Raw genomic sequence first — 20956 nt, forward strand, 5'->3', positions numbered from 1 at the left:
TATTAATGGGTTTTACATTTATCGTAAGTAAGCAAGATTCCACGATTATTCGAATGCCTTTTTAATACTTTAATAAACGAGTTTCTACTATATAATACTTTGACCTGTACTCCTTGAAACTCCGCAAATATGTTTTTGCCGTGTGCAAGTTTATGTACGAGTTGAAGCTTCGCTCAAAACGAATCCCTCTTCCGTTTTAGGTTGAGGGATTTTTACAGTCTTATTACTCTTTGTTATGCCCACCCAGTAACTTGGTTCTTGCGATGGCTGTACCTGCAGCTGTTCCAGATACGCCCCGATAGATGGCCGAGTAGCCGTATTTCTTTCGAATAGAATCCATGGCCGCATCTAATCTGCGCTGTTCGAATTTTCGTTCGTCAAACAGGCTGAGCTGCATCGATGACTCTTCTTCTAAATTGGTAATAGAGACTGAAATCTGTCGGACTGGTTTGTCTTGATGAAATGCCCGAAATAGTTCCTGGCATACACGGTAGATTTTCATCGTTTCATTGGTAGCTTCATCTACCGAATAAGAACGGGAGAAGCCCCCACCGAATGCTGTTTTGCTGTAGCCAATGCCCAAATGAATGGTACGACCTGCGACGCCTGCTTCCCGAGTTCTCATCGCCACGTCTTCGCACATTTCTAAGATGATCGTCATGATTTCTTTTTCTTCAACGTAGTCCCGGTAGAGTATTTGTCCTTTACCATAACTGACTTGACCCTCTACTATGGGCGCCCCTAGTTCGGATAGATCAATGCCATTCGCATGTTTATAGAGTTGATGACCCATGATGCCGAACTGTTCCTCCAGCCATTCCAAGTCACTGTTAGCCAAATCCCCAACAAAATAAATACCCATGCTGTTCAAAGTCGCTTCTGTCCGGGTTCCAATCCCCCACATCTTACTCAACGGCGTGACGGGCCATAACTTTAAGGGCACATCTGCATAAGTCCATTCGGCAAAACCTGTTTTCTTTGCCTCTATATCCAGCGCCAATTTCGCCATCAGCATATTAGGTCCCATTCCAACTGTCGATGGCAGCTTAAACTTTTCTAGCAACTCATCCTGAATACGGCGCATCGTTTCTGCTGGTGGTCCCCATAGCCTCTCTGTTCCGGTTAAATCGACAAAGCTTTCATCAACGCTGTACACATGAATAGCTTCTTTTGGCACATAGCTTAATAACAAATCTGTGATTTGCATGGATTTTAGTAAGTAACTTTGCATCTTTGGCTCAACCAGTAGGATGTCTCTATGGTCGGGTATCTCAAATAGGCGAGATCCAGTCTTGATGCCGAACCGCTTTTTCATCATAGGGGATGCTGCTAGAACCACGCTTCCTTTTCGCTCTTGATTACCCACCACAGCAATGCAGGCTTTCATGGGATCCAGTCCTAACTCAACGGCAGCGCAACTGGCATAGAAACTTTTCATGTCGATACACGCTATGGTGCGGTTTGGTAAGTTGCTTAGTTCCATACTGTCACCTCCAAAATAAGAACACTTGTTCCTATAATATAGCATGGATTTTGTACAAACAAACCTTTTTTTTCAAATAAAAAAAGCCCACTAACCAATTTTTAGGTCAGCAGGCTTTTGAGATTCTTATTTTATTCTTATCCAATTCTTACTTTACCCTTGCTTAATACGTTCGCCACCAACTAAGGAAGCTCCTGCAATTAATGCGGTAAGATACAGCAAATCGCTCTGTGTCATTGTACCATCAAGAATAGCTTTTTCGTGCTCTGCAGAAGAGAATACTCCACGTTCTCTTGCCTTTTCGAAAGTGGCTGCTAATTCTTCACGTTGTCGTTTTGTCAGTTCCAATTCTTCCATCTCCTCTTGTTTTGGTTTTTGTGTTGCTACTGATGCAGGTGGTTTAACTACAGGAGTCTCCACTTGCTTAGGTGGTTCTTTTAACGCTTTATTCATTTCCGCTTTAGAAACAGGCCCGTATATTCCGTCTCCTTCTAACCCACGAGAATTTTGGAAGTCCATCACAGCTTTTCTGGTTGCAGCATTGTAATAGCCCATAACCTCTACAGGGAACCCAACCTTAGTAAGATACGTTTGTAGCATTTCGACATCGTGGCCACGATCATCATAAGTTAGGTAATCCTTACTGATCGGCTTTTTAACGACTGGCACTGGTGCTGTACCGGAAAGCGCCGGAAGTGACGGCAGGCTACCAGCTGCTAATTGTGCGATGGATAAACCGCGAGTGATTTGCAAATGCGGGTAATCACGGAATGACTTCCAATCGCCACCCCATTCAAATCCCATGCTTTTGGCTATCGCAGCTACGCGGCGCCATTGGTTGTTGACGACCCATATTGAACTGTTCCCGTCTTCGCTAACTAAAAAGTAATCGATGGCCAGTCCGTAGTTATGAACGGATGAACCCGGGCGTGCATTGGAAACAATGCTGCCAGCTCTTCCGTATTTCTTGCCGTTCCATACATAGCTCGGGCGGCCCTGGCCATAAATATGTGCCTGTTCTGTATTCGAACGGAAGCCAGAAGAGATTTGAACACGGATTCCTTCTTTGTATGCTCGCCTGATTAATTCAAGTGAGTATTCCCGGATGCGTGGATGCACAGCGCCTAGTCTAGCGTCACTTCGCGTTATAAGCGTTTCTATTGATACTGACATATTAATTAACCACCCTTCTTTGTTTCATCCCGTTGCTTCACCAATTCAAAAAGGCCGGTAGCGGCAAGACCTGCCAAACCACCTGCCCATAAGCGATTGACATGATCCAAATCAGTAAATGGTTGTGCTGCTAAGCCGATTAATAAGCCGACCAATAAGGCCAGGACTGGGATAAAGTTAATCGGGATGTTCGATGCCTTTTTAATCATTTCGACCAATGCTGTGATGATTGGTGCCAAAATAGCTGCAAAGATTAAAACCGCTGCCATTGTTATTCCTCCTTTGTATTGTCCTGCTGAATGTTTTCGTACTGAACTTGTTGAATCTCTTTGATCAGAACCGCTTTATCAATCTTTTCTAGTTCGGGATCCCGAAGCAATTTCTGTTCTTTGCCGCCAGGGTCTTTGTTCAGCTTGTCCAGTGCATTGTAAAGAATTGGTGGAATAGGCAAGCCCATCTGGGCGCAATTCTCTAAAATAGAGAGACCCTCATTCACAATAAAGAAACTGGCCACACCCATGATGATGATGCCGTTCGTATCCTGACCCATGTGAATAAAAAAGTATTCGATGCCGGCTGTCATAGCCAAAACAACGAATACTGCGAATTTCTTAATGAGTCCGGCCATACCAAGCGTGCTGTTCAATGATTTTGTCATCCAGGCTCGAAGTAACCCTGTAATCATATCGAGAAACATAAAAAATAATAGTACGACGGTGGCCTCATTCATCAAGCCCGCCAAATATACTGCAAAGCTTGTCAATGCTGCTAAGAAACCTTTCACCGCCGCAACCTCCCATCTGATCATATGCCTCATCCTCTCCCATATCCCAATCCCCCTTTGAATCTTTTCTCTATAGAAAAAAGAGCGCCCGAATGGACACTCTCTCAATACTTCATTTAATTTGCTCCCGAAATGGAAGTTTGTATTCCATCGGCGGACCTTCAGTCAATTGCAGATGAAGCCTACCCTGCGGATTGATAGTGAAGCCGAATCTCGAATAATAATTGTATTGCCGTTCAATCTGGTCTTTGTCTGAACCTACCCGTTTCCCAAATACATCTCTAACGCCTCTCGTACGGGCTTCTTTGAGTGCTCGGTGCATCACAACTGTCCCATAGCCACGCCCAAATGGTGGGCGGGATTCAGGTGAATAATAACCACCCCGCAACACTTTCACATCATCAATTTCCATTCTCTCGCCTTCAACAGTAGCTTGAAGTAAAGCGCTGTAAATTTTCATACCGTCCACATAAAAAAGTTGAGAAATTAAAGTTTCATCCTCAATGATCACTGCCATTAGCACCGGCTCACCGTATTTGGTATAGCCTATTTGTAAATCTTCATTATCTTTCTTGAAGCGTAAGAGCTTTTTTTCTTTATAATGCTTTTTCAATCTCGAATCAAACACAGGTTTCCTCATCTACAAGCCACCATTCTTAAATATTTGATAATCGATTTATTCGACAGATCAGATGGGAATTCCTGCAATCAAATTGTCACCTTATCGCGCTTTTTGTTCCTAAACTAATGTTAAACCACATCGCTCCAATCGACATATTTCACCATACGCAATCCCTTATACCCAGCCTTTACATTTGAAACATGTGTTTTTGTATCATCATCTCCATAGACAGTATTAGTCACATTTTTACCCCCACCAATACTGTCAATCACATATTTCGGTGCTAATGCTGTACGCAGTGTATTACCTGTGTTTGAAAAGTAATAACTCGCCATCAATCCAGTATTGGTTGAAATACAATCATAAGAACTACAACCAATTATAATTGAGTATGGGTTATTTACGTCAGCAACAATTGGACCCTCGCAATCATAATAAATACCCCCTACTCTGAGCATGCACATCCCGTCATGAGCAGTGCTGGCGTTGTTGCTTTGCGTAGTGGTATTGCCACCAAATATTTTATATTTTCCAGCACCATAAGAAATGCAATTTACTTCTACTGCTAGCGTATTAAAGTCGCTGGCGTGGTAATTGAATCCGTCCTTTGAGGGGTACGCTGCAACACAATCAAGGAAATAAGCTTTATACTTAACTGTCAATGCGATTGCATCTTGCTTACCTCTATAGAATTTACAATTAAAAAAGTAAACTTTTGACGTTAATTCTTTTGGTCTTGGTTGCAAATAATCGAACATTACGCCAATATTCTTCATCATAAACGTTCTGTTTGCGCTAACGCTGAAATACAGATTCATTGATCCATAAAGAACAACATCAATATCGGCTATTTTCTCGCCATCTAACGGATTGCAATACATGATTGCACCACTAACAAAAAAAGTGCCTTTTGTTGCAACACAGGCAGCTAACGTTGTTTTTTCGACATATACATTCTTAGGCATGCCGTAATAATCAAGGTTTTTAAAATTAATGAGGTCTGCAACTCTCGCTGTGCCGATGCCTGATATCGTGTTTTTGTAAACTCCACTATCCGCAACCCATCCAGTGCTTCGCGCAACATCAGTGCTTTTTATGACTTGACCAATCCAACTAAACCCATTTTTTGATTCAATTAACATATCGCAATTGATTACATCCATTACATCACCATCAACGAATGTATAGACATCATCAAGTACAATCAATTTGAACTTAGTTGAGTTGTAAAAAGCACTGGAATAAACAGTCGAAAAGCGCTTGAACGTTATAGGTGATTCAATTGCAGAGCCACTTCCTGCTGTCGGGCTGCCTTTCGATGAAATGTAGACAACGGTAGCACCTGTCCAGTCAAATTGGTTTTCAGCGGTTGCGGTATGCGTATAAACTTGCCGATGTTTATATAAGTCAAAGGGGAGTTTTGGAAAAGTAGCAGGTAATTGGATTAATCCGTCCCGCATTTCGTTATATACATCATAGGAACGACTGCGGATAGTCGCTACGCTTACCTCGTCTGCCTTATCTGCCAATAGCGCGGCAGTGGTTTGTTCTTTTTCATCCAAACGAGCCTTTAAAGTGGTATATGTTTTGTCTGGCGCCACACGAGCTGCAGCGGCCTCGATAGATGAATCACCTTCGATGATTACCTGCTCAAATTGTGACTTTACACTCGTAGCTGTTTCTTCGGCAGAAACCGCCGTGCTAAGTGCACTTTCAGCTTTTGTGGCAGCTTCTTCAGTTATTTCTGTAATACCATTTTGAAATTCGTCTCGCTCCGTTCGGAACTGAGCAACTGTCAGTCCGTTGAACCCAACATAGGCCAAGTCATCTGTGCTTCGGATAAATTTTAGCCGGCCTTCGTGTTCGGAAGTGGGGAATTTAAGTCGGTAATTTTGGTTGTTGGGATCTGTAGCCGTAATTTCCATCCACATATCGCCATGACCAATATTTTCGCTGACACTAAATTTTACAGTTTTCTCAGCGCTATCAAAAGAAGCGGTTGTTTCATATACGACACCTTGTTTGCTGACGATAGACACCGCAATCTCTTTCCCTGTTAAATCAACTACAGAACCATTAGCATCACGCGGTAAAAAGGCAAGCGTAAAAAAATGCCCCTGCCTGATGATATTCCCGCCCTCTACTAAATCTAATTGTGTAATATCCCGTTGCGACATTCTCGTCCCTCCTTTCTATTCCCGCTGCTTTATACCACGGTAATCATATTTGCATGATGCCTGTGAATGATGATGTCACCCAGTAAAACAAAAGTGGCCTGGTTGTTGTTAAATGCTGCAGAAACCTCTACGGCTGAGTAATCAGGAACATAAGCCGTGATGTAATCGCCATTGTTTGTCAGAATCTTTATTTCTGTACCTGAAGGTGCAGTTCCGCCTTCTTCGCGAACCGGAACAATGGACTGGATATTATTCTTTTGAATGACCATATTCATAATAGCCAAGGTGTTCATTGTTGGTATATTTAAGTTTTCTACATAAGCAGCTGGATCGAAATCCTCTGATACAAAATCAACGGCCACTCCACGATTGGTTGTTAAAATGTAATTCATTGTCTTTTCCTCCGTTCAGTTAGTCTGACCCCGTAACGCCGGTTAATTCGGTGTAGGCATCGCCCTGATAAATACGTATTTTGCTACCACTTCTCCATACCGATAGCCCTTGCCCTATTTTTGGTTTGACGTATTCAAAAATTGAATGATTATGCCCCATTAAACTGAAGTCTCTATAGGTATACTGGCCGTTTAACATATTGGCGTTACCTGCAGTTTCTGCATAGTCTGCTTGCGGCACATTTACACCCCAAAGAATTGTCCCGGAGCGCAAGTCCAATAGTCCACCATTATCCAAACGTATAGTTGAACCCGTAATTGTTCCTGCCGTTATATTTCCGAGGTTTCCAGATAGCTCAGAAAGCACCGTAACAGCCCCAACCAAGTTTATTTTTCTGGCTTGAATGTCGATCGTGGTTGCCGTCTGATTGATTAAGCTGGCAATTGTATTTCCGTTGTAATCTGTTTGACTAACTTTAGTGGAAACAACACCTTCGATTGCATTCATATCAAATTCAACTTCATTAACACGAGTACCAAGCGAATCAACAAAAGTGGCACTTGCCTTAGAGTTTATTTGTCCGGCCAACACCGTAAAGTTTGCTGTTGCTGTTTCCTTAACTTTGCCCAATTCTTCATCTGTGTAAGTGCGAATATGACCTGCCTCTAATGTGATCCGTTCATTGGTCTGTTCAAATTTGGTGTAAGCTTGCTTGGCATTTTCATCAATCATTACACTCTGATCAACTAATTGGTCGCTTAATGGTTTGGGTAATGAAGAGCCGATAACTGCAGAAGACTTTTCGTTTGGTATCCTGGTTGTCTTGGCCAATATTCTGGTCTGAAACTCCAACCCTAAATCTTCATCGTAAATCAACCATACGCGCTCCCCTAAAGCCTTCTCCGTCAACTCCAAAGCTTCCAGTTCTATTGAGACATCTGGATAGTCTTGCAGCCTGCTCTTGGCTTCTTCAATCAAGTTTTCACCAATCAAGAAACGATCATCAGTGAAAGGATCCATTTCTCCCGCATCTGGATACAAGGCCACATTCGGAGATACATAATTAACCGTCAGTCCATCTCCGCCGTATGCCGTTACAGAGGTTCTCAAGTTGGTGCGATCTTCGTTAAGTGAGAGCGTTTTGACGTTGTGCCCATAGCGATACTGTGCATCATTATCAGGCCCCAAAAGTTTACTGAACACTATTCGGTTGTCCGGCATTATTTGCCGTTCAATTTCAAATACATCAATCAGAATTTCGATTAGCTTCAACACGTTGGCATTTCCAAAGTTAGGAACCAATTTTGAATTAAGTGGTATGCCTTCGAGATTATACTGCCAGCCGGTACCCTGCAACACCCAACTGATAAAGGTTTGAAAGCTTTTGGTGCCAGCAAACATTTCCTTTTTTTGCTTTCCGCTTAAATCAAAGAAAGTCGAGAAAGCTTTTACCGTCTTCCTGCCTCTTTTTGCAGAAAACTGCTTCACTTTGAATTGTCTTCCATCAGCAACCGTGATGACAGAATCTCCTTCTAATAAATCATATCCTGGATTGTTTTCACCTGATTTAGCAGAGAAGGATAAAGAGAGTTCCCCGTTTACTTCTTCCACTAATTCATAACCGGAATAGGAAGTTAACGCCTCTTCCTGCCCCTTATTCTTTACACTGAGCATAGTTCACACTCCTTTTTACAAGAAATAAAATCGGGTGCGAATTTCAATAGTAAAAGAAGTGGCACCCGTTATTTCAAATTCGTTCCAGTCCGGTGCAATTGAAATCAACTTCTTATTCGTTTGGCCAAAGATGGAGTCTTGATTTTTAAAGCTGCGCACCCCTTTTAAAAGAATGACATCAGCCGCTCCAGTTGTGCCGTTATAGCGCCAAATATCACCTGTAGTTTTATTAGTAATAGTTAGAGACGATGAAGCACCCTTAAATTCAATTTCTGTTTCCATTTGAGTCAGCATATTGATTCTCTCGCCATTGTTAAAAAACCGGAAGATGTTTTGTTCGAACTTCTGTTTGATGATCATCACCGACTCCGAGTATGGTTTAAAACTCGTGAAGTCGACATTAAATCTGCCAATTGTCGCCGTTTCATCTATAGAAAAAGGGCTGGTACACTTCACCAGCCACCTTCGTCCAGGTTCTCTTGATTCCATCAAATAGAACTTTTCTCTAGCATCGAACAACTTAAATATTTCATTGCGTTTTTGTGACATATCATCTAAGCGATCAGCCAGTAAAATGAGCGATGCTTTTAATGGACGGTCTCTCAGAAACGTCTCGCCATCATTAACGCCTTCTCCACCCTCGATTGGTTCAGTACTCGTTTCTGAGTTGGGGGAGCCAATCAATAGCCGCTCCGCTTCGTAAATCCCCATTGATTCTAAATCATAGGTGCGACCATTAAGCTTTTGAATCGTTAATCCCAATCCATTCACCCCCTCATATACTTGCTGCCGTTCAATCGTTGGCCGGATCTATAATCCATATCGCGATTTAGCGAATCCCCGTCTACAACCAATTCTTTGTCTCTAATATCTTCGAGAATCCGAATGAGTGGACTGTTATCGCTAATCTTTTTCAGTAATGAAATCATTTCCTCAAGCTGATTGGAATTGCCAGTGAAGCCCAGCTCTCTTCCTGTTTCTTCCCAGATAGCTCTTTGGCTTGTTCGCTTAGCTGGATCGTGACTGATAACCGATTCAGACCAACCGCCTTCTGTAAGCCATGCAAGCTGCGCGCCCATGCGTCCATCAACAATGCCGCCATCCTCATAACCGTTGACTTGGTAGTGAAGGTGAGCGCCAGAACCTACGCCTGTGTTACCGACAAGCGCGACCGTCTGCCCCTTTTTGACCTGCTGCCCAACGCGCATAATATTCTTGCTGTTGTGCTGATAACGATGGACTTTGCCGGAAGCATCACGAACCTCAACAAAATTACCACTGAGAGGGTGATAGCCTGTACGATGCCCTACGCCGTCTGTGACAGAAGGAATCGGCGTTCCGATTGGCGCTGCCCAGTCCCAGCCTTTGTGATACGTTGAAGCGCCTGGAATCCCTGTGTTACGCGGTCCTGGTCCCGAAGTGAATCGGAATGGCGCACCAAACCCTCCACCGTTACCACCAGTTAAGGCAATGCCGCTTTGAGATGCACCAAATGTGTTAAGTTTTGACTTCACAAAATCAATGGCTTCTTCTTTAACTTTGTTCCAGCCACCGACTGCCATATCGCCAACAAAGCTGCCTGCTTTTGGCTTCTCGATACCCAGTGTTTTCAAAGCCAGGTCAAGGAACTTGCCAGGCGACTTGATGTAGTCGAACGCGTTTACTGCCACATCTTTAATGGCACCGCCTACCGCTTTGACTTTTTCTTTCCCGGCATTGTACTTGTCAGCTACCCATTCGCCTGCAGAGCGAATCTTATCGCCCAAGGCGTAATGCGGAACCATTTCAAGAATCTTTTTCGTTTCTCTCGCTGACCAGACTTTTGTTCCTTCCTCGCCATTCATCAACGTTGGTTTCGAAGGAGAGAGCATCTGCTTGCCATCTGGTGTCTCGATTAGTTCAGGCCCTTTATTGCTACCTGTTCCATCGCCAACAATCATAGGGCCGCCCGGATGAGCACCTCGGCTATGCTTGGTACCCTGTGCATATTGCGGGACAGTCCATTTCTTAATTTCGGCATCTGAACCCATTTTGTCGAGTACCCAGTTGATGCCGCCAATAACACCATTCACGCCTTTTCCTAAGGTTGACGCTAATTTATTAATGACTTTCGTCACACCAGCTGTCACTTTCGAAGCCATTGAGCCGATACCGTCACCGATACGACCTGGCAATGCCTTGGCTGCATTTACGATGTCTGAGAATCTTGTCTTAATCGAGTTGAAGATATCCCGAAAGGCGGTAGATGTATTATTCTTCAAAGCCGCCCAGGTATCACGTACCTTTGTGAGTATTCCTGAAACAGAGCCAGATACCGAGTCGCGTATGTTTATCCAAATTCCCTTTAGAAAATCAAATACATTTCGGAAAATACTCGTTGTATTGTCACGTATAGCTGACCATCCACGAGAGAAAACCAACTTCAGTGCATCTATCAATCCTGTTGTGATGGATTTCAAAGAAGCCCATGTATCTTTAAAGAATTGAATAAACTTCCCAAAGGTTTCACGCGTCGTTCGAAGGATTGTCTGCCAAGCTGTTGAAATTGTGGTTGAGGCAGCTTGTGTGCTACCTGTGAAAAGTTGGGTAATGCCACGCCATAAATCATCAAAGAAAGTTCTGAATGAAAGAATAAACGCTTTAGCGCCACTTAGAATTTTTCCGAAGAAGGTAAGTTGGATAAAGTTCCAGAGGAATTCAACCACTCCGATGAACAATTGTTTAATGCCTTCCCACATTTTCGAAAAATCTCCTGTGAATAATCCAGAAAAGACTTTCACTAGGCCCATGATTACGTTTAGCGCTCCGTTAATTACACCTTTAATATTCGTCCAGACCATCTTGATAATGCCTAACACAGCGGGCATAACAAATGCGATAACCGCCATGATACCTTTAAAAATATTCCCCACAGCTTCCGCTAAAACTGCACCATCCGACTTCCAGAAATCACTGATTTTCTTTATGGTGTCAACGGCAAACCCTAATATTTCCGCAAGCAGCGGTTGGATTTTCGGCCAGATAAATTGAAAGGCTGTAAACAAGAACATGACTGCCTTGTCCCAATTGTCTGTCAGTGTAGATGCAGCCGCTTTTACGTTATCGACTAAACCAGAAACCAAGCCTTTGACAATCGCTACGCCATCCATAAACATCTGAATCTCTTCAGGCTTCATGCCTAATTCATGCAGGATGCTAATGCCTGTCCCTGCTTGGTTACGGAAGAACGCAAAGACTGCTTCTACGGCCTTGCGAACGGGAATAAAGCCATCCGCTATCTTGCTGATACGATCTTGAATCATCCAAACCGTATCTAAAATCGGTTGAATCTCCTCGGGCGTCATCCCCATTTTCCTCAACAAGCTTAATGCTTGCTCGTCTTCATTGCTGAACAAATCAAAGACAGCTTTTATCTGCGTCCATAATGGACCGGCTATATCATATATACGCGACAATGCTTCGTGTATGAGTTTGGCTGCGTTGATAGCAGGCATAAATTTATCAGCTTCTAACCCATAAGAAGCTATTATGTCTTTGGTACTTTCCCCATCAACAAGGCCTTTCATAACATCTTTGAATGTCATAACAAAGTCTTTAACTTTATTCATCCCATCATTTAATCCGGGCATGATTCTATCTTGAATTGGCACTAAAAGCTCTTTAACAAACAACCTGCCCATTCCAGCTATTGATTCGCCTATTGTGTTGTATTTAATTGCATCCATCGCCGCCAGTGCGTCTGTTGTTGAATCAACTGCACCTTTTGCACTTCCTAACGCGAGTACCGTATCAACTCCTGCATCTTCAGCCATTGATCCGAACAAAGCCACAGCAACTTGTTCCTGCTCGGCTTGGCTGCCGATTCCACCGATTGCTTCCGTAACTTTTTGGAATGCTGCAGCGGCAGCTGGACCGCCTTTATCGAACTCTTTTAGAACTGCATTGGCATCTAATCCAGCAGCTTCCAACGCTTCTTTCGTCGCATCAGATCCATCACGAATTAACGTTGCAAATTCATTGACTGAATCAGCCGCAATGCTGGCATCTTTGGCACCGGCTTCCATAGCATTCTTGATCATGTTCATTGCATCTTCACCACTGAACCCTAAATCATCGAAAGCGCCTGAGAATTCATTGAATACATCTAACATGTCGCCAGCGGTATTGATTCCATTTTTTTCTCCTTGCACCAAGAGATTCATCGCTGTTTCGGCATCGATTCCGAAATTTACCACCATACTACGAACGGCGTTCATCGTATCTGGCACTTCCCATTTAAGTGAATCTCTCAACAATAAAGAATCTGTAGTAGCTTTTTCTAACTCTTCCCCTGTTAGTCCAAGAGCTTTCTTAACGGTATCCATAGATTCTGCAATGTCATCGAATGAATCACCGTAATTGTTGCCGTAAATGTTAAGCAGCGTTTCTTTCATGCCTACCATTTCTTCGTTAGTTGCTCCGGTTGATGCTTGTAATCCATTGAGTGTTCGCTGTAGATCGTCGCCACCTTTAATGACACCAAAAATCCCAGCTCCTGCAGCAACGAATCCCAACACTCCGGCTGAAGCAGCAATAAACGCACCGCCTACACCCGCAATAACGCCACCTGCACCGCCAAGTGAACCCAATGTGTCACCTAACTCTTCCGCATCATCATTTACATCTTGCAAGCCGTTATCGTCGCCGAGGTTTCGTAGTTCATCGTCCAAGTCACCAGCTTCATCACCGACGCGGTTTAAATCTTGCCGAGCGTTCTGAGAAGCATCGCTTAATCCGTCCAAACTGTTTCGGGAAGCCTGTTCTAAGCGGCCCAAATCATCATTAACCCAGTTGATGGCGTTCTCGATATCTGAAAGGCTGGAGCGGGCTTCTGTGCTCATAGAATTAAAGTGAGAGGTAGAACCGTCAACGGCTGTTCGCAATTCTTGCATGGTCGATGTCGTAACAGATCCCGTTTCTTCAATTTCACGCTGCGCTCTGTCTGCAGCATCTGTCAGTTCGGTAAATGTATCTGTCTGGCCGGCAGCTTGAATCGAATCTCTCATACGTCCTGCTGATTGTCCCAAGTTTTCAAAGCCTTGTGCGGCATCCGCTTGTGCATCAACTAACGTATCCAGACTATTGCCGGCAGTATCGCGTAAAGATACAAGATCACCGTTAATTTCCTCAATCGCTCGACCTACTACATCAAAGCTTGAACGAGCATCTGGCCCTAATGAATTGAATCGTCGAGCCGCATCCTCTACAGCTGATTCCATAGCACTCATGGTTTGTTCGCTGACCTTGCCTGTCTCTCGAAGTTCTTCTTGCGCTCGCTCAGATGCTTCTGTTAGCTCCGAGAACGCTTCAACATTATTTGTTTCTTCTAACGCACGTTTAAGCTTGTCCGTTGATTGAGTCAAGCTGTTGTAGTGCTTATTCACATCATCGGTTGTCTTTTTCGTGGTCCCGCTTAATTTGGCAGCTTCCTGCTGAATCTGTTTAAAGGCCGCCTTGATGCCTTTAGTTTCTGCAGAAAACATCGCCTTTAATTCTCTGACTGTTGCCATTCATCATCCTCCTTCCTGCGACGCTTTCAGTCTCTTCATAAGTTCGAAGTCATATTCGTAAACTTTAGCCGGCCCTTTTTTCTGCTGAGGCTTGATTGATTCGATAAACTCTTTCTTGGCCATAGCGAATTTCGGATCTTCTTTGCCCATTGATGGTTGAGTAAAGACGTTGACCAAATAGTTCAACCAGACGCGAGCCCGTTCCCGCTCCGCCTCTTGGTTTTCCTTCTTCAACTCCATGTCCATAAATTGAAGCAACTCCACGGCTGGTGCAGTCACGACTTCCTTGCGACCGCCCAGTACCTTTCCGAGCTTGAAAACAAATGCTTCTGCAATGGTCGGACTGATTAAGCTGTCGCTTTCTTGAGTTTCTTCGCGAAGCTGAGCTTGATCTTGGTTGTAGCTAAAGACAACTTCCCCCGCTTAAACAACTTTTCAATATCATTTTCTTCAAGTACTGCATCGTAAATGTCAAAGAAGTCTTCCAACTTCTGCTTCTTCAGTACATCTAATTTGATGCCTGACATTGCTGAGATTAGCTGAACCGCTTGTTCCGGTAGATTCGTTAGCAAGAGATCAAACGAGCCAATTGTGTATGAAAGAATAAGATCTATCGTTAGTTCCTTGTCATCCAATTCTTCGTCTTTGTAAAACTGACTAAACATTGCTTTCAGAGCCTCGTTTGATTGCACAATTTCAAATACTTCTTTAATCACACCCATTGATTCTTGGAATTGTTCGATGGTTAGTGACTCAATTTCATGTTGGGATTTTTCTACCGTTTCCCCTTTTTTCGTCTTCAAAGTTACTTTTGTCATTTGTGTTTTCCTCCTAAAATTTGAGTACAAAAAAAGAGAGAACCGTAGTTCTCTCAAATCCATTAATTATTCTGCTGGTACGACTGCTGCATTCGGGTCAGTACCGCCGATGTAGTAGAAGTTACCTGGCTTAGATGGATCCATCCCATCACGCGGAAGGCCAGTCAATGTAACCGTGACATTTCCTTGCTCGTTAGCCGCTGAACGTGTGTATTCGCCATCTGCAATCATTTTGTAGATAGTGATATCCAAATCCTTGAATGTTTCCGGGAATTGACGTGGATGAATAGAAACGCGTTTGCCTTTTGCTCGCATGCTCGTCCCGATAGGGGCATCCATCAAGCCAACTGTAGTGCCTCCATCTGTTGCGGTAATGGCGGTCGTAGCTCCCATGGATAATTCCATGATGTTGATTGTTTCTTCTGCAGCGACAATCGTAACGGCCGTTTCATTGCCCATGAATCGCTTATCGTATACAGCTGGACCGTAATCGGCGATATTCACCTCTTCAAAAATTGGAGTGATGGTAACTTCTCCGCCCTCTGCTTGCAATTGTTCAACGCCATCAAACTTCATTACATCTGCATCTTCGCCAATCGTGAAATTGGACATGCCAAACGGAATCTTTCGAACTTCTGGATTCATATAATGTTGCCTCCTCTGATTTCTGTTAATGTCACATCAAAATTGATGCTGAAATCCCGCACGTCATTGCTGACACCGAGATCAATTGGCTCACCTGCTGCGGTGATCAAAAAAACGCGGTAGCTTTTGGTAGCCACCACGTTTCCATCTTTATAAAATTGAACTTCGACCATTTCGTTTTCCAACTTATGAAGCGCTTGATATACCGCCTCTGCAGCGTACTCAGCAAACTTCCAGTCTGAAGATGAGACATAGACCATATACCGCGGATAACGCGTAGGCACATCATACTGAGCGGGTTGTCCGCCGCCCTCGTAATAGACGGTGCCGGTGTTATCGTTGGCTGTCCGAAAGCTCGCAGTCCACATTAGGTCAGGAAGCAATTCGGCCAGCTTATCTTTTAAGAATGTCTGTATCATCAGTTCCCTCCTAATGTTTTTTCGAGAGCTTCTGCCATGATCAGTTCGTACTCTTCTTCGGTGGCTACGACAGCTCGTTCAATGTATTTACGTCCGGGCATCTGACCGCGCCAAGTTGCCTTTTGCCTCGTTCTTCGCCCTTTGCCATCCTTATAGTAGTCCGCTTCTCTTACCCCGTTGTCGTATTTATCACGTTCTCCCAGTCTTTCAGGAGCTTCGTGGCGGCGCAAAGCGTAACTGAGATTAGAACCTACACTGCCCTCAATCACATCGCCTTTCCAAGCAACCGGTTGCGATTGGATGGAAGTTTCCAGGTCGCCGCTATCTCGTGGCGCCAAAGATTTCGAGCCTTCTTCTGCCAACATGGAGTATTCGCGCATGCCTGTTTCGACATTGCGCATAAAGTCCTTTTCCATGTCCTTCAATTTATTCTCGAAGTCAGCCAGTCCATCCAAGCTAAAGTTAAAGTTCAATCCACGATTAACCATCAACAAACACCGTCCGATAGTAAACCTTAGATCCCGTCAAATTGACCGCTTCATCTTTTGCCCGGATAACCCCTTTAGCTTTCCGGCCATCAATCATTTGGTATTCGACCTCGGTGCCGACATCCGGATTAAATTTCGGTGGAATATCGATTTCGAGTGCCACCCGATGTTCTTGACCTTGTGCGTCCTGGACCATTTGCGATTTAAACTGAACTCTGGCTTTTGAATCAACCTGACGCTCACTCAATGGGCGACCGAATTCATCCTTGCTGATATTGCCGTTTTCATCCAAGACAGGCAAGAAGGCAATAACGCGCTGCTTCATGGGCGGCATCATACGAGCCTACCTACCATCGCCTTGTGTTCTTTCGGCAGCAATAGACTAATGACATCAGGAGAAATCCCTGTGCCTTCAAACGATACGGAGACGCCTTTCACGGAATATGACTTAACCCCATGCCTTTTCAGCTTGCCGTATTCCTCTTCTTCGCCTTCCAGTGTATAGATGACTTGCAACGCCACCGCCCGATCAGTCAGCTTTGACGCCTCGAAATTATCTTTCAACAATTCAGTCGCTTCAAATACTTCTTTTTCCTGGTCGGTCACATCTAAGTCGAAATATCCAGCTGTTTTGCGCATCTTGCCTAAATAGGTATTTACGGATTGGAAGTCCATTCAGACCACTTCCTTACTTTTGTGATTCAGAGATTGCTTTAACGAGCTCGTCTTTTTTCAGATCGTTGAACCCTTCGACTCCAAGCTGTTTGGCTTCAGCCTTTAACTCAGCAACCGTCTTTTCGTCTAACGCTTTTTCTGGAGCGGCTGCATGCGGCGTGACTTTATCAGCCAAGCGTTTGCCCTGCTCTTCTGTTAGTTCAAGTTCTGCTCCGGGTTTCACGAGAGCCCCTTTGTGAGATAGGTATGAATTAGCTGTGAACTTCGGCATTGTGTTTCCTCCTTGTTTTTTGAGAATAGAAAAAGAGAGTGCCAGTTAGACACTCCCTTGATTATTTGATCGTTACGATGACAGTTGAGCTTTGTTTTTCAAAAGCTGGGAATGTTGCTTCGCCCACAATTACTTTTTCGCCTTCTGGATCTTCCATAACAATCGGCTTAGCGAAGACGCCTGTTGCCCAACCTTTTTCTTTCGTTGGCCCAATCATTGTCTTGCCAAGTGTATCCGCGAACAAGACCACTTTGTCATCGGACAAGTGTTTGACAATAAGATCATCGCCATTCACATCTTCCATTACAGTAAAGTTATCATCAATCGCATAACGCGGAATTCCCAGTTCTGTCAAAGCACCTTGAATGTCCTCTGAATTTAATCGACGAGATCCACCGCTCACAGAACCAAATACCTGAACCCGAATTTCTTCGTTCCCTTTAAGCAATGATTCAGTCGCTGATGTAATATGCAAACGAGCAGGAGCCACTTGACCATTTTCGGCTTTGTACTGAGTAACAGCAGCTTCTAGATCCGCAAGCGGCGTTGAATTCACTTTGTCAGTCCAAGGAACCGTCGTAGTGATGTCATTGCCCGCAGGACGTTCGAAAACCACATCAACTCCTGTTTTGTTTACTGAGTCACGGTATTCGATGCGGCCATTGTAAGTAGCCTGGGCACGCAATAACTCTTTCGTGTCTTGAACACCAATAGACAAGTCGCCAACACTCGTAAGCGTCCGGTCAATAATGCGCTGACGTTCTGCATCTGTACGCGGATTGCTGAATTTGTACAAGTCCTTCTCATCCAAGTAAAGGGCATGCTGTAGTTTTGACAGTTCTCCTGTTACTTTCTCCAATTCCTTCTGAGAACGGAGCGGAGCAGATGAATTGAATCCTGTGATTGACGCTGCTTTTGCGTACTGCTGAGTGATGATCCCGTAAGCGAAATCGATGTCGTCAGTCGGCTCTTCTGGGAATACCGCTGCCAGTGGGTAACTTCTCGGTGATCGTACGTTCTCGACGAACGTTGTTAATGTCGGTTGTGCGAAATCTTCATATTCTAAAACCATTCTATGTTCCTCCTTTTTAGTTAAACCTGTTTATCTTAAACGTCAAAAACAATGCGGCCTTTAACAGCGTCTTTGAAATTTGCTGTTACGCCTGTGCAGCGTTGCTCAATTGCGTTGCATGCCGTAAGGGCACCAACCATCGGATTTTGTCCGGCGTATACTTTAGTAGCATCGCGCGTCAGAACCGCTCCAACCATCGTTGCAGGTGTTTCAGCTACAACTGGCTCATACATCTGTGAAGTTTCGTTGTAATGGACAGCTGTGCCGCCATTTACGTTTTCACCTGGCGTTAGTTTTGTAACATCTAAAACGACATTACCTGTTTTGTATTGAAGCCCTACAGCGTTACGTAGGAATTCGGGACGCGAGACCGTTGAGTCACGGCGTGTTTGTAAGTTTCCCATTTATTTTTCCTCCTTGTTTCCATAAATTCTTTGGGCCAATTCAAGCCCGCGTGCTTTTGGATCCTTTTTCTTCTGCTTGTTTCCTTTTTGCATGCGTCCAGCAACGTACCCGCTCTTTTGCTTAGAAGATTTTTCATCTTCTTCTTCATAATCGGCCTCGTTTTTCGCGCCGAAATGCTCAGGAAATTCAGCTTCTAACTCTTCGAAGAGCTCATCCAAGTTCTCCGGCTCACCGTCTTCATCCAATTCAATGGAATCAACATCAAGTAAACGTGCAAGCAGCTTCGGATTGTGGCCGTTATCAACCGCAAACTCCTTTACTACCGCTTTCTTTTCTCTGCGTTCCGCACGCAGGAGGCGTTTTTGTTGCTCGACATCTTTAGATGGATCGTCATCCTCATCAGATTTTTTGCCTTCTTTCTTTTCAGCTGCCGCTTTTAGACGTTTAAATTCTTCTGGATCCACGCCATCGAATTTCTTCATGCGTTTGCCCAGCTGATCTTTGAGCTTCTGATTATACTGCTTTTTAAAGGCAGGGTTCTTCAGTAACTCGTCTAGGCTTGGCTCATCGCCTTCCGGGTCATCCTCTGGGTCGTCTTCTGGATCATCATCGTCGTTGTCAGAATCATCGTCGTCCCCTTCATCTGCAAAGAACTGCAAATCAAGCTGAAGCGGCTTATATTCTTTCTCTTCAGTTGGAGCGGGAAGGTCGCTTTTAAATAGGTTTTGAATCATGGCTACAAGCCAAACGTACATGGTGTAGAACAATTTCATGTTATTGCCTCCTCTGCGTAAGGTGCAGGAACCGATACTCACGAAGTTTAACGTCGCCAATCGCGGATATGGACTAGTCGTTACCCAACGACCAAAGGAGATGATGGATCACCAGCCTTTCATGATTTTGGCATAGAGCATTTCAATTCCATCACCCCTTTCAAAGCAAAATAAAAACACCGCTATTCAGCAGTGTCGAAGTAAACCGTTATTTCAACCGTGTCTTCATCGTGGTTAACAATTTCCAACCACTTACTATGGCCATGTTCGCTCGTATACTCAGCAGCCTGCCAAGTTCTTTCAAGAGCAACTGCAAATTGTTTGATAATGATTTCCGCTTCTGTACGATTTTCTACCTCGAATCTCACATCGACATTTAACCCTTGGGTTCTTGCTTCTTTAACGAGTTCAATATTCTTTTCCGTGATTACCATTAAATTCACTCTCCATTCTGAGTTTGCATTAAACTACGGTAATTCGACTGCAGCTCTTGGAACTTAGGACTGTTCGAGCGCTTCATCCGTCTGAAAGCGCCCAATGTCTTTGGTGCGTCCGCTCTTAAAGCTGATTGCCAACGCATGAACTGTTTCTTTTCTGCATTTGCCTGGCGCCGTGCTGTTTGCTCTTTTTCATACGCTCGTTTTTGAGCATCTGTACGATTATCCTTTTCAGGGTCATATTGAGCGTTTCGCTTTTTGGCTTCTGCTATTTCATCGTCTGTTTTAAAGCGTGCAACAAAAGGCTGAACGCCACAGCGATCATTCGGATGAAACGGCGGGAGCTTTATCCCGTTGTCCCCAACCTTCGGATAACCTGGCGTATTGCCGGATAAACTGACAACTAGATTGCGGTATTTCGCACACACGCCGCATAAATCGCTATTACCTACTATCTTAACCAAGTCCTGACCAGAATCTGTATAACGATCAGCAGAGCCTTTAACGGCAGCATCACGCATCTTCGTTCGAGTTACGGTCATGGCATAGAAATCGAGCGGCAATTCCTTATTGTCTTTCGTCACGAAAGATGTAAGGCCGCCTTCAGAAAAGGACTTGGCCACCTTCGCCTGCATAACCTTGCGGGGATCTCCTATAATTAACCCTTTGGCAATATCCCCTTTGACTTCCGCGACCGTTTCATTGATATTGCTGATAGCATTCAACTTAGCGGTTCGAAAAGCGGCTTGTAAATCTGATAAGGTATCGTCCAGTAGTTCTGCGACGGCATCCAGGTGAATCTTCTTCTGATATGCTTTAGCGACCAATCCACCAGCTGTCAGAGCGGCAGTTGCTTGGACAGCCACCCCAGCATTCACCAAAAGCCCTGTCGCTTGATCCACACCGCCGAAATACTTCTCGATTATCAATTGCGGAATCGCTTCGAGGATGGCCGCTCCATAGCTTTCAAATAACGCTTGAATTTCTTCAGCCAATTCAGCTTGTTGCTCTTCTTCAGTTAAATCCTTTTCGGCAATAGCTATCGAGAGTTCCAGAATGATTTCTTCAAAGTATTTTAGAAGCTGTTCTTCATTCATG

Annotated in this window: 23 protein-coding genes; all 23 read right to left on the reverse strand. The window is 44.2% G+C overall.

What is annotated here, in order from left to right; all coding sequences use genetic code 11:
- Window positions 1-223 precede the first annotated feature (223 nt).
- Entirely contained in the window at window positions 224-1483 is a 1260-nt protein-coding gene (locus tag AC4EHK_RS18790; RefSeq protein WP_490980255.1) for a Y-family DNA polymerase, read from the reverse strand.
- Window positions 1484-1636: 153 nt separating this feature from the next.
- Window positions 1637-2656, reverse strand: a complete 1020-nt coding sequence (locus AC4EHK_RS18795; protein WP_490980256.1) for a M15 family metallopeptidase — start codon at window positions 2654-2656, stop codon at window positions 1637-1639.
- 5 nt (window positions 2657-2661) lie between these two features.
- Window positions 2662-2925 (reverse strand): holin, encoded by a 264-nt coding sequence (locus AC4EHK_RS18800; protein WP_490980257.1) that lies wholly within the window; start codon window positions 2923-2925, stop codon window positions 2662-2664.
- 2 nt (window positions 2926-2927) lie between these two features.
- The gene (locus AC4EHK_RS18805) at window positions 2928-3440 is read right to left on the reverse strand and encodes a phage holin family protein (protein WP_490980258.1); all 513 of its coding nucleotides are present in this window, start codon (window positions 3438-3440) and stop codon (window positions 2928-2930) included.
- Between the two features lie 112 nt (window positions 3441-3552).
- A complete protein-coding gene (locus tag AC4EHK_RS18810; protein ID WP_490980259.1) occupies window positions 3553-4080 on the reverse strand; it encodes a hypothetical protein in 528 nt (175 codons plus the stop codon).
- 110 nt (window positions 4081-4190) lie between these two features.
- Window positions 4191-6239: a hypothetical protein gene (locus AC4EHK_RS18815; protein WP_490980260.1), complete on the reverse strand. Its 2049-nt coding sequence runs from the start codon at window positions 6237-6239 to the stop codon at window positions 4191-4193.
- A gap of 29 nt (window positions 6240-6268) precedes the next feature.
- Window positions 6269-6631: a hypothetical protein gene (locus AC4EHK_RS18820; protein WP_490980261.1), complete on the reverse strand. Its 363-nt coding sequence runs from the start codon at window positions 6629-6631 to the stop codon at window positions 6269-6271.
- Window positions 6632-6650: 19 nt separating this feature from the next.
- Window positions 6651-8306 carry a phage tail protein gene (locus tag AC4EHK_RS18825; protein ID WP_490980262.1) on the reverse strand — a complete coding sequence of 552 codons (1656 nt, stop codon included), beginning with the start codon at window positions 8304-8306 and terminating at the stop codon, window positions 6651-6653.
- Between the two features lie 15 nt (window positions 8307-8321).
- Window positions 8322-9068 carry a phage tail domain-containing protein gene (locus AC4EHK_RS18830; protein ID WP_490980263.1) on the reverse strand — a complete coding sequence of 249 codons (747 nt, stop codon included), beginning with the start codon at window positions 9066-9068 and terminating at the stop codon, window positions 8322-8324.
- 5 nt (window positions 9069-9073) lie between these two features.
- Window positions 9074-13855 carry a phage tail tape measure protein gene (locus AC4EHK_RS18835; protein WP_490980264.1) on the reverse strand — a complete coding sequence of 1594 codons (4782 nt, stop codon included), beginning with the start codon at window positions 13853-13855 and terminating at the stop codon, window positions 9074-9076.
- Between the two features lie 3 nt (window positions 13856-13858).
- A complete protein-coding gene (locus AC4EHK_RS18840) occupies window positions 13859-14134 on the reverse strand; it encodes a hypothetical protein (RefSeq protein WP_490980265.1) in 276 nt (91 codons plus the stop codon).
- A gap of 68 nt (window positions 14135-14202) precedes the next feature.
- On the reverse strand, window positions 14203-14673 hold the full coding sequence (locus tag AC4EHK_RS18845) for a hypothetical protein (protein WP_490980266.1): 471 nt from the start codon (window positions 14671-14673) through the stop codon (window positions 14203-14205).
- Window positions 14674-14739: 66 nt separating this feature from the next.
- A complete protein-coding gene (locus AC4EHK_RS18850; protein ID WP_490980267.1) occupies window positions 14740-15318 on the reverse strand; it encodes a hypothetical protein in 579 nt (192 codons plus the stop codon).
- Window positions 15315-15737 (reverse strand): hypothetical protein, encoded by a 423-nt coding sequence (locus AC4EHK_RS18855; protein WP_490980268.1) that lies wholly within the window; start codon window positions 15735-15737, stop codon window positions 15315-15317. Before AC4EHK_RS18855 ends, AC4EHK_RS18850 begins: the two co-directional genes overlap by 4 nt.
- Complete coding sequence (locus AC4EHK_RS18860; RefSeq protein ID WP_490980269.1) at window positions 15737-16225, reverse strand: HK97 gp10 family phage protein; 489 nt, start codon at window positions 16223-16225, stop codon at window positions 15737-15739. The genes AC4EHK_RS18855 and AC4EHK_RS18860 overlap by 1 nt, the downstream gene beginning before the upstream one ends.
- Window positions 16218-16562 carry a hypothetical protein gene (locus tag AC4EHK_RS18865; RefSeq protein ID WP_490980270.1) on the reverse strand — a complete coding sequence of 115 codons (345 nt, stop codon included), beginning with the start codon at window positions 16560-16562 and terminating at the stop codon, window positions 16218-16220. Before AC4EHK_RS18865 ends, AC4EHK_RS18860 begins: the two co-directional genes overlap by 8 nt.
- Entirely contained in the window at window positions 16559-16900 is a 342-nt protein-coding gene (locus AC4EHK_RS18870; protein ID WP_490980271.1) for a hypothetical protein, read from the reverse strand. Before AC4EHK_RS18870 ends, AC4EHK_RS18865 begins: the two co-directional genes overlap by 4 nt.
- A gap of 13 nt (window positions 16901-16913) precedes the next feature.
- Window positions 16914-17171, reverse strand: a complete 258-nt coding sequence (locus AC4EHK_RS18875; protein WP_490980272.1) for a DUF7210 family protein — start codon at window positions 17169-17171, stop codon at window positions 16914-16916.
- A gap of 61 nt (window positions 17172-17232) precedes the next feature.
- Complete coding sequence (locus AC4EHK_RS18880) at window positions 17233-18243, reverse strand: major capsid protein (RefSeq protein ID WP_490980273.1); 1011 nt, start codon at window positions 18241-18243, stop codon at window positions 17233-17235.
- Between the two features lie 35 nt (window positions 18244-18278).
- On the reverse strand, window positions 18279-18647 hold the full coding sequence (locus tag AC4EHK_RS18885; protein ID WP_490980274.1) for a hypothetical protein: 369 nt from the start codon (window positions 18645-18647) through the stop codon (window positions 18279-18281).
- Entirely contained in the window at window positions 18648-19421 is a 774-nt protein-coding gene (locus AC4EHK_RS18890; RefSeq protein ID WP_490980275.1) for a hypothetical protein, read from the reverse strand.
- A 182-nt stretch (window positions 19422-19603) separates the two neighbouring features.
- On the reverse strand, window positions 19604-19855 hold the full coding sequence (locus AC4EHK_RS18895; protein ID WP_490980276.1) for a hypothetical protein: 252 nt from the start codon (window positions 19853-19855) through the stop codon (window positions 19604-19606).
- Between the two features lie 5 nt (window positions 19856-19860).
- Complete coding sequence (locus tag AC4EHK_RS18900) at window positions 19861-20955, reverse strand: phage minor capsid protein (protein ID WP_490980277.1); 1095 nt, start codon at window positions 20953-20955, stop codon at window positions 19861-19863.
- Window position 20956 lies beyond the last annotated feature (1 nt).

The organism is Planococcus sp. TJ-307 (assembly GCF_058268435.1).

What these genes read in the sequence shown, in the direction of transcription:
- AC4EHK_RS18880 (WP_490980273.1), bottom strand. Translation starts at nt 18,243, where the DNA reads ATGGTTTTAGAATATGAAGATTTCGCACAACCGACATTAACAACGTTC.
- AC4EHK_RS18855 (WP_490980268.1), bottom strand. Translation starts at nt 15,737, where the DNA reads ATGATACAGACATTCTTAAAAGATAAGCTGGCCGAATTGCTTCCTGAC.
- AC4EHK_RS18825 (WP_490980262.1), bottom strand. Translation starts at nt 8,306, where the DNA reads ATGCTCAGTGTAAAGAATAAGGGGCAGGAAGAGGCGTTAACTTCCTAT.
- AC4EHK_RS18835 (WP_490980264.1), bottom strand. Translation starts at nt 13,855, where the DNA reads ATGGCAACAGTCAGAGAATTAAAGGCGATGTTTTCTGCAGAAACTAAA.
- AC4EHK_RS18900 (WP_490980277.1), bottom strand. Translation starts at nt 20,955, where the DNA reads ATGAATGAAGAACAGCTTCTAAAATACTTTGAAGAAATCATTCTGGAA.
- AC4EHK_RS18820 (WP_490980261.1), bottom strand. Translation starts at nt 6,631, where the DNA reads ATGAATTACATTTTAACAACCAATCGTGGAGTGGCCGTTGATTTTGTA.
- AC4EHK_RS18795 (WP_490980256.1), bottom strand. Translation starts at nt 2,656, where the DNA reads ATGTCAGTATCAATAGAAACGCTTATAACGCGAAGTGACGCTAGACTA.
- AC4EHK_RS18850 (WP_490980267.1), bottom strand. Translation starts at nt 15,318, where the DNA reads ATGAATCCAGAAGTTCGAAAGATTCCGTTTGGCATGTCCAATTTCACG.
- AC4EHK_RS18875 (WP_490980272.1), bottom strand. Translation starts at nt 17,171, where the DNA reads ATGCCGAAGTTCACAGCTAATTCATACCTATCTCACAAAGGGGCTCTC.
- AC4EHK_RS18810 (WP_490980259.1), bottom strand. Translation starts at nt 4,080, where the DNA reads ATGAGGAAACCTGTGTTTGATTCGAGATTGAAAAAGCATTATAAAGAA.
- AC4EHK_RS18800 (WP_490980257.1), bottom strand. Translation starts at nt 2,925, where the DNA reads ATGGCAGCGGTTTTAATCTTTGCAGCTATTTTGGCACCAATCATCACA.
- AC4EHK_RS18845 (WP_490980266.1), bottom strand. Translation starts at nt 14,673, where the DNA reads ATGACAAAAGTAACTTTGAAGACGAAAAAAGGGGAAACGGTAGAAAAA.
- AC4EHK_RS18885 (WP_490980274.1), bottom strand. Translation starts at nt 18,647, where the DNA reads ATGGGAAACTTACAAACACGCCGTGACTCAACGGTCTCGCGTCCCGAA.
- AC4EHK_RS18815 (WP_490980260.1), bottom strand. Translation starts at nt 6,239, where the DNA reads ATGTCGCAACGGGATATTACACAATTAGATTTAGTAGAGGGCGGGAAT.
- AC4EHK_RS18790 (WP_490980255.1), bottom strand. Translation starts at nt 1,483, where the DNA reads ATGGAACTAAGCAACTTACCAAACCGCACCATAGCGTGTATCGACATG.
- AC4EHK_RS18895 (WP_490980276.1), bottom strand. Translation starts at nt 19,855, where the DNA reads ATGGTAATCACGGAAAAGAATATTGAACTCGTTAAAGAAGCAAGAACC.
- AC4EHK_RS18860 (WP_490980269.1), bottom strand. Translation starts at nt 16,225, where the DNA reads ATGGTTAATCGTGGATTGAACTTTAACTTTAGCTTGGATGGACTGGCT.
- AC4EHK_RS18865 (WP_490980270.1), bottom strand. Translation starts at nt 16,562, where the DNA reads ATGATGCCGCCCATGAAGCAGCGCGTTATTGCCTTCTTGCCTGTCTTG.
- AC4EHK_RS18870 (WP_490980271.1), bottom strand. Translation starts at nt 16,900, where the DNA reads ATGGACTTCCAATCCGTAAATACCTATTTAGGCAAGATGCGCAAAACA.
- AC4EHK_RS18890 (WP_490980275.1), bottom strand. Translation starts at nt 19,421, where the DNA reads ATGAAATTGTTCTACACCATGTACGTTTGGCTTGTAGCCATGATTCAA.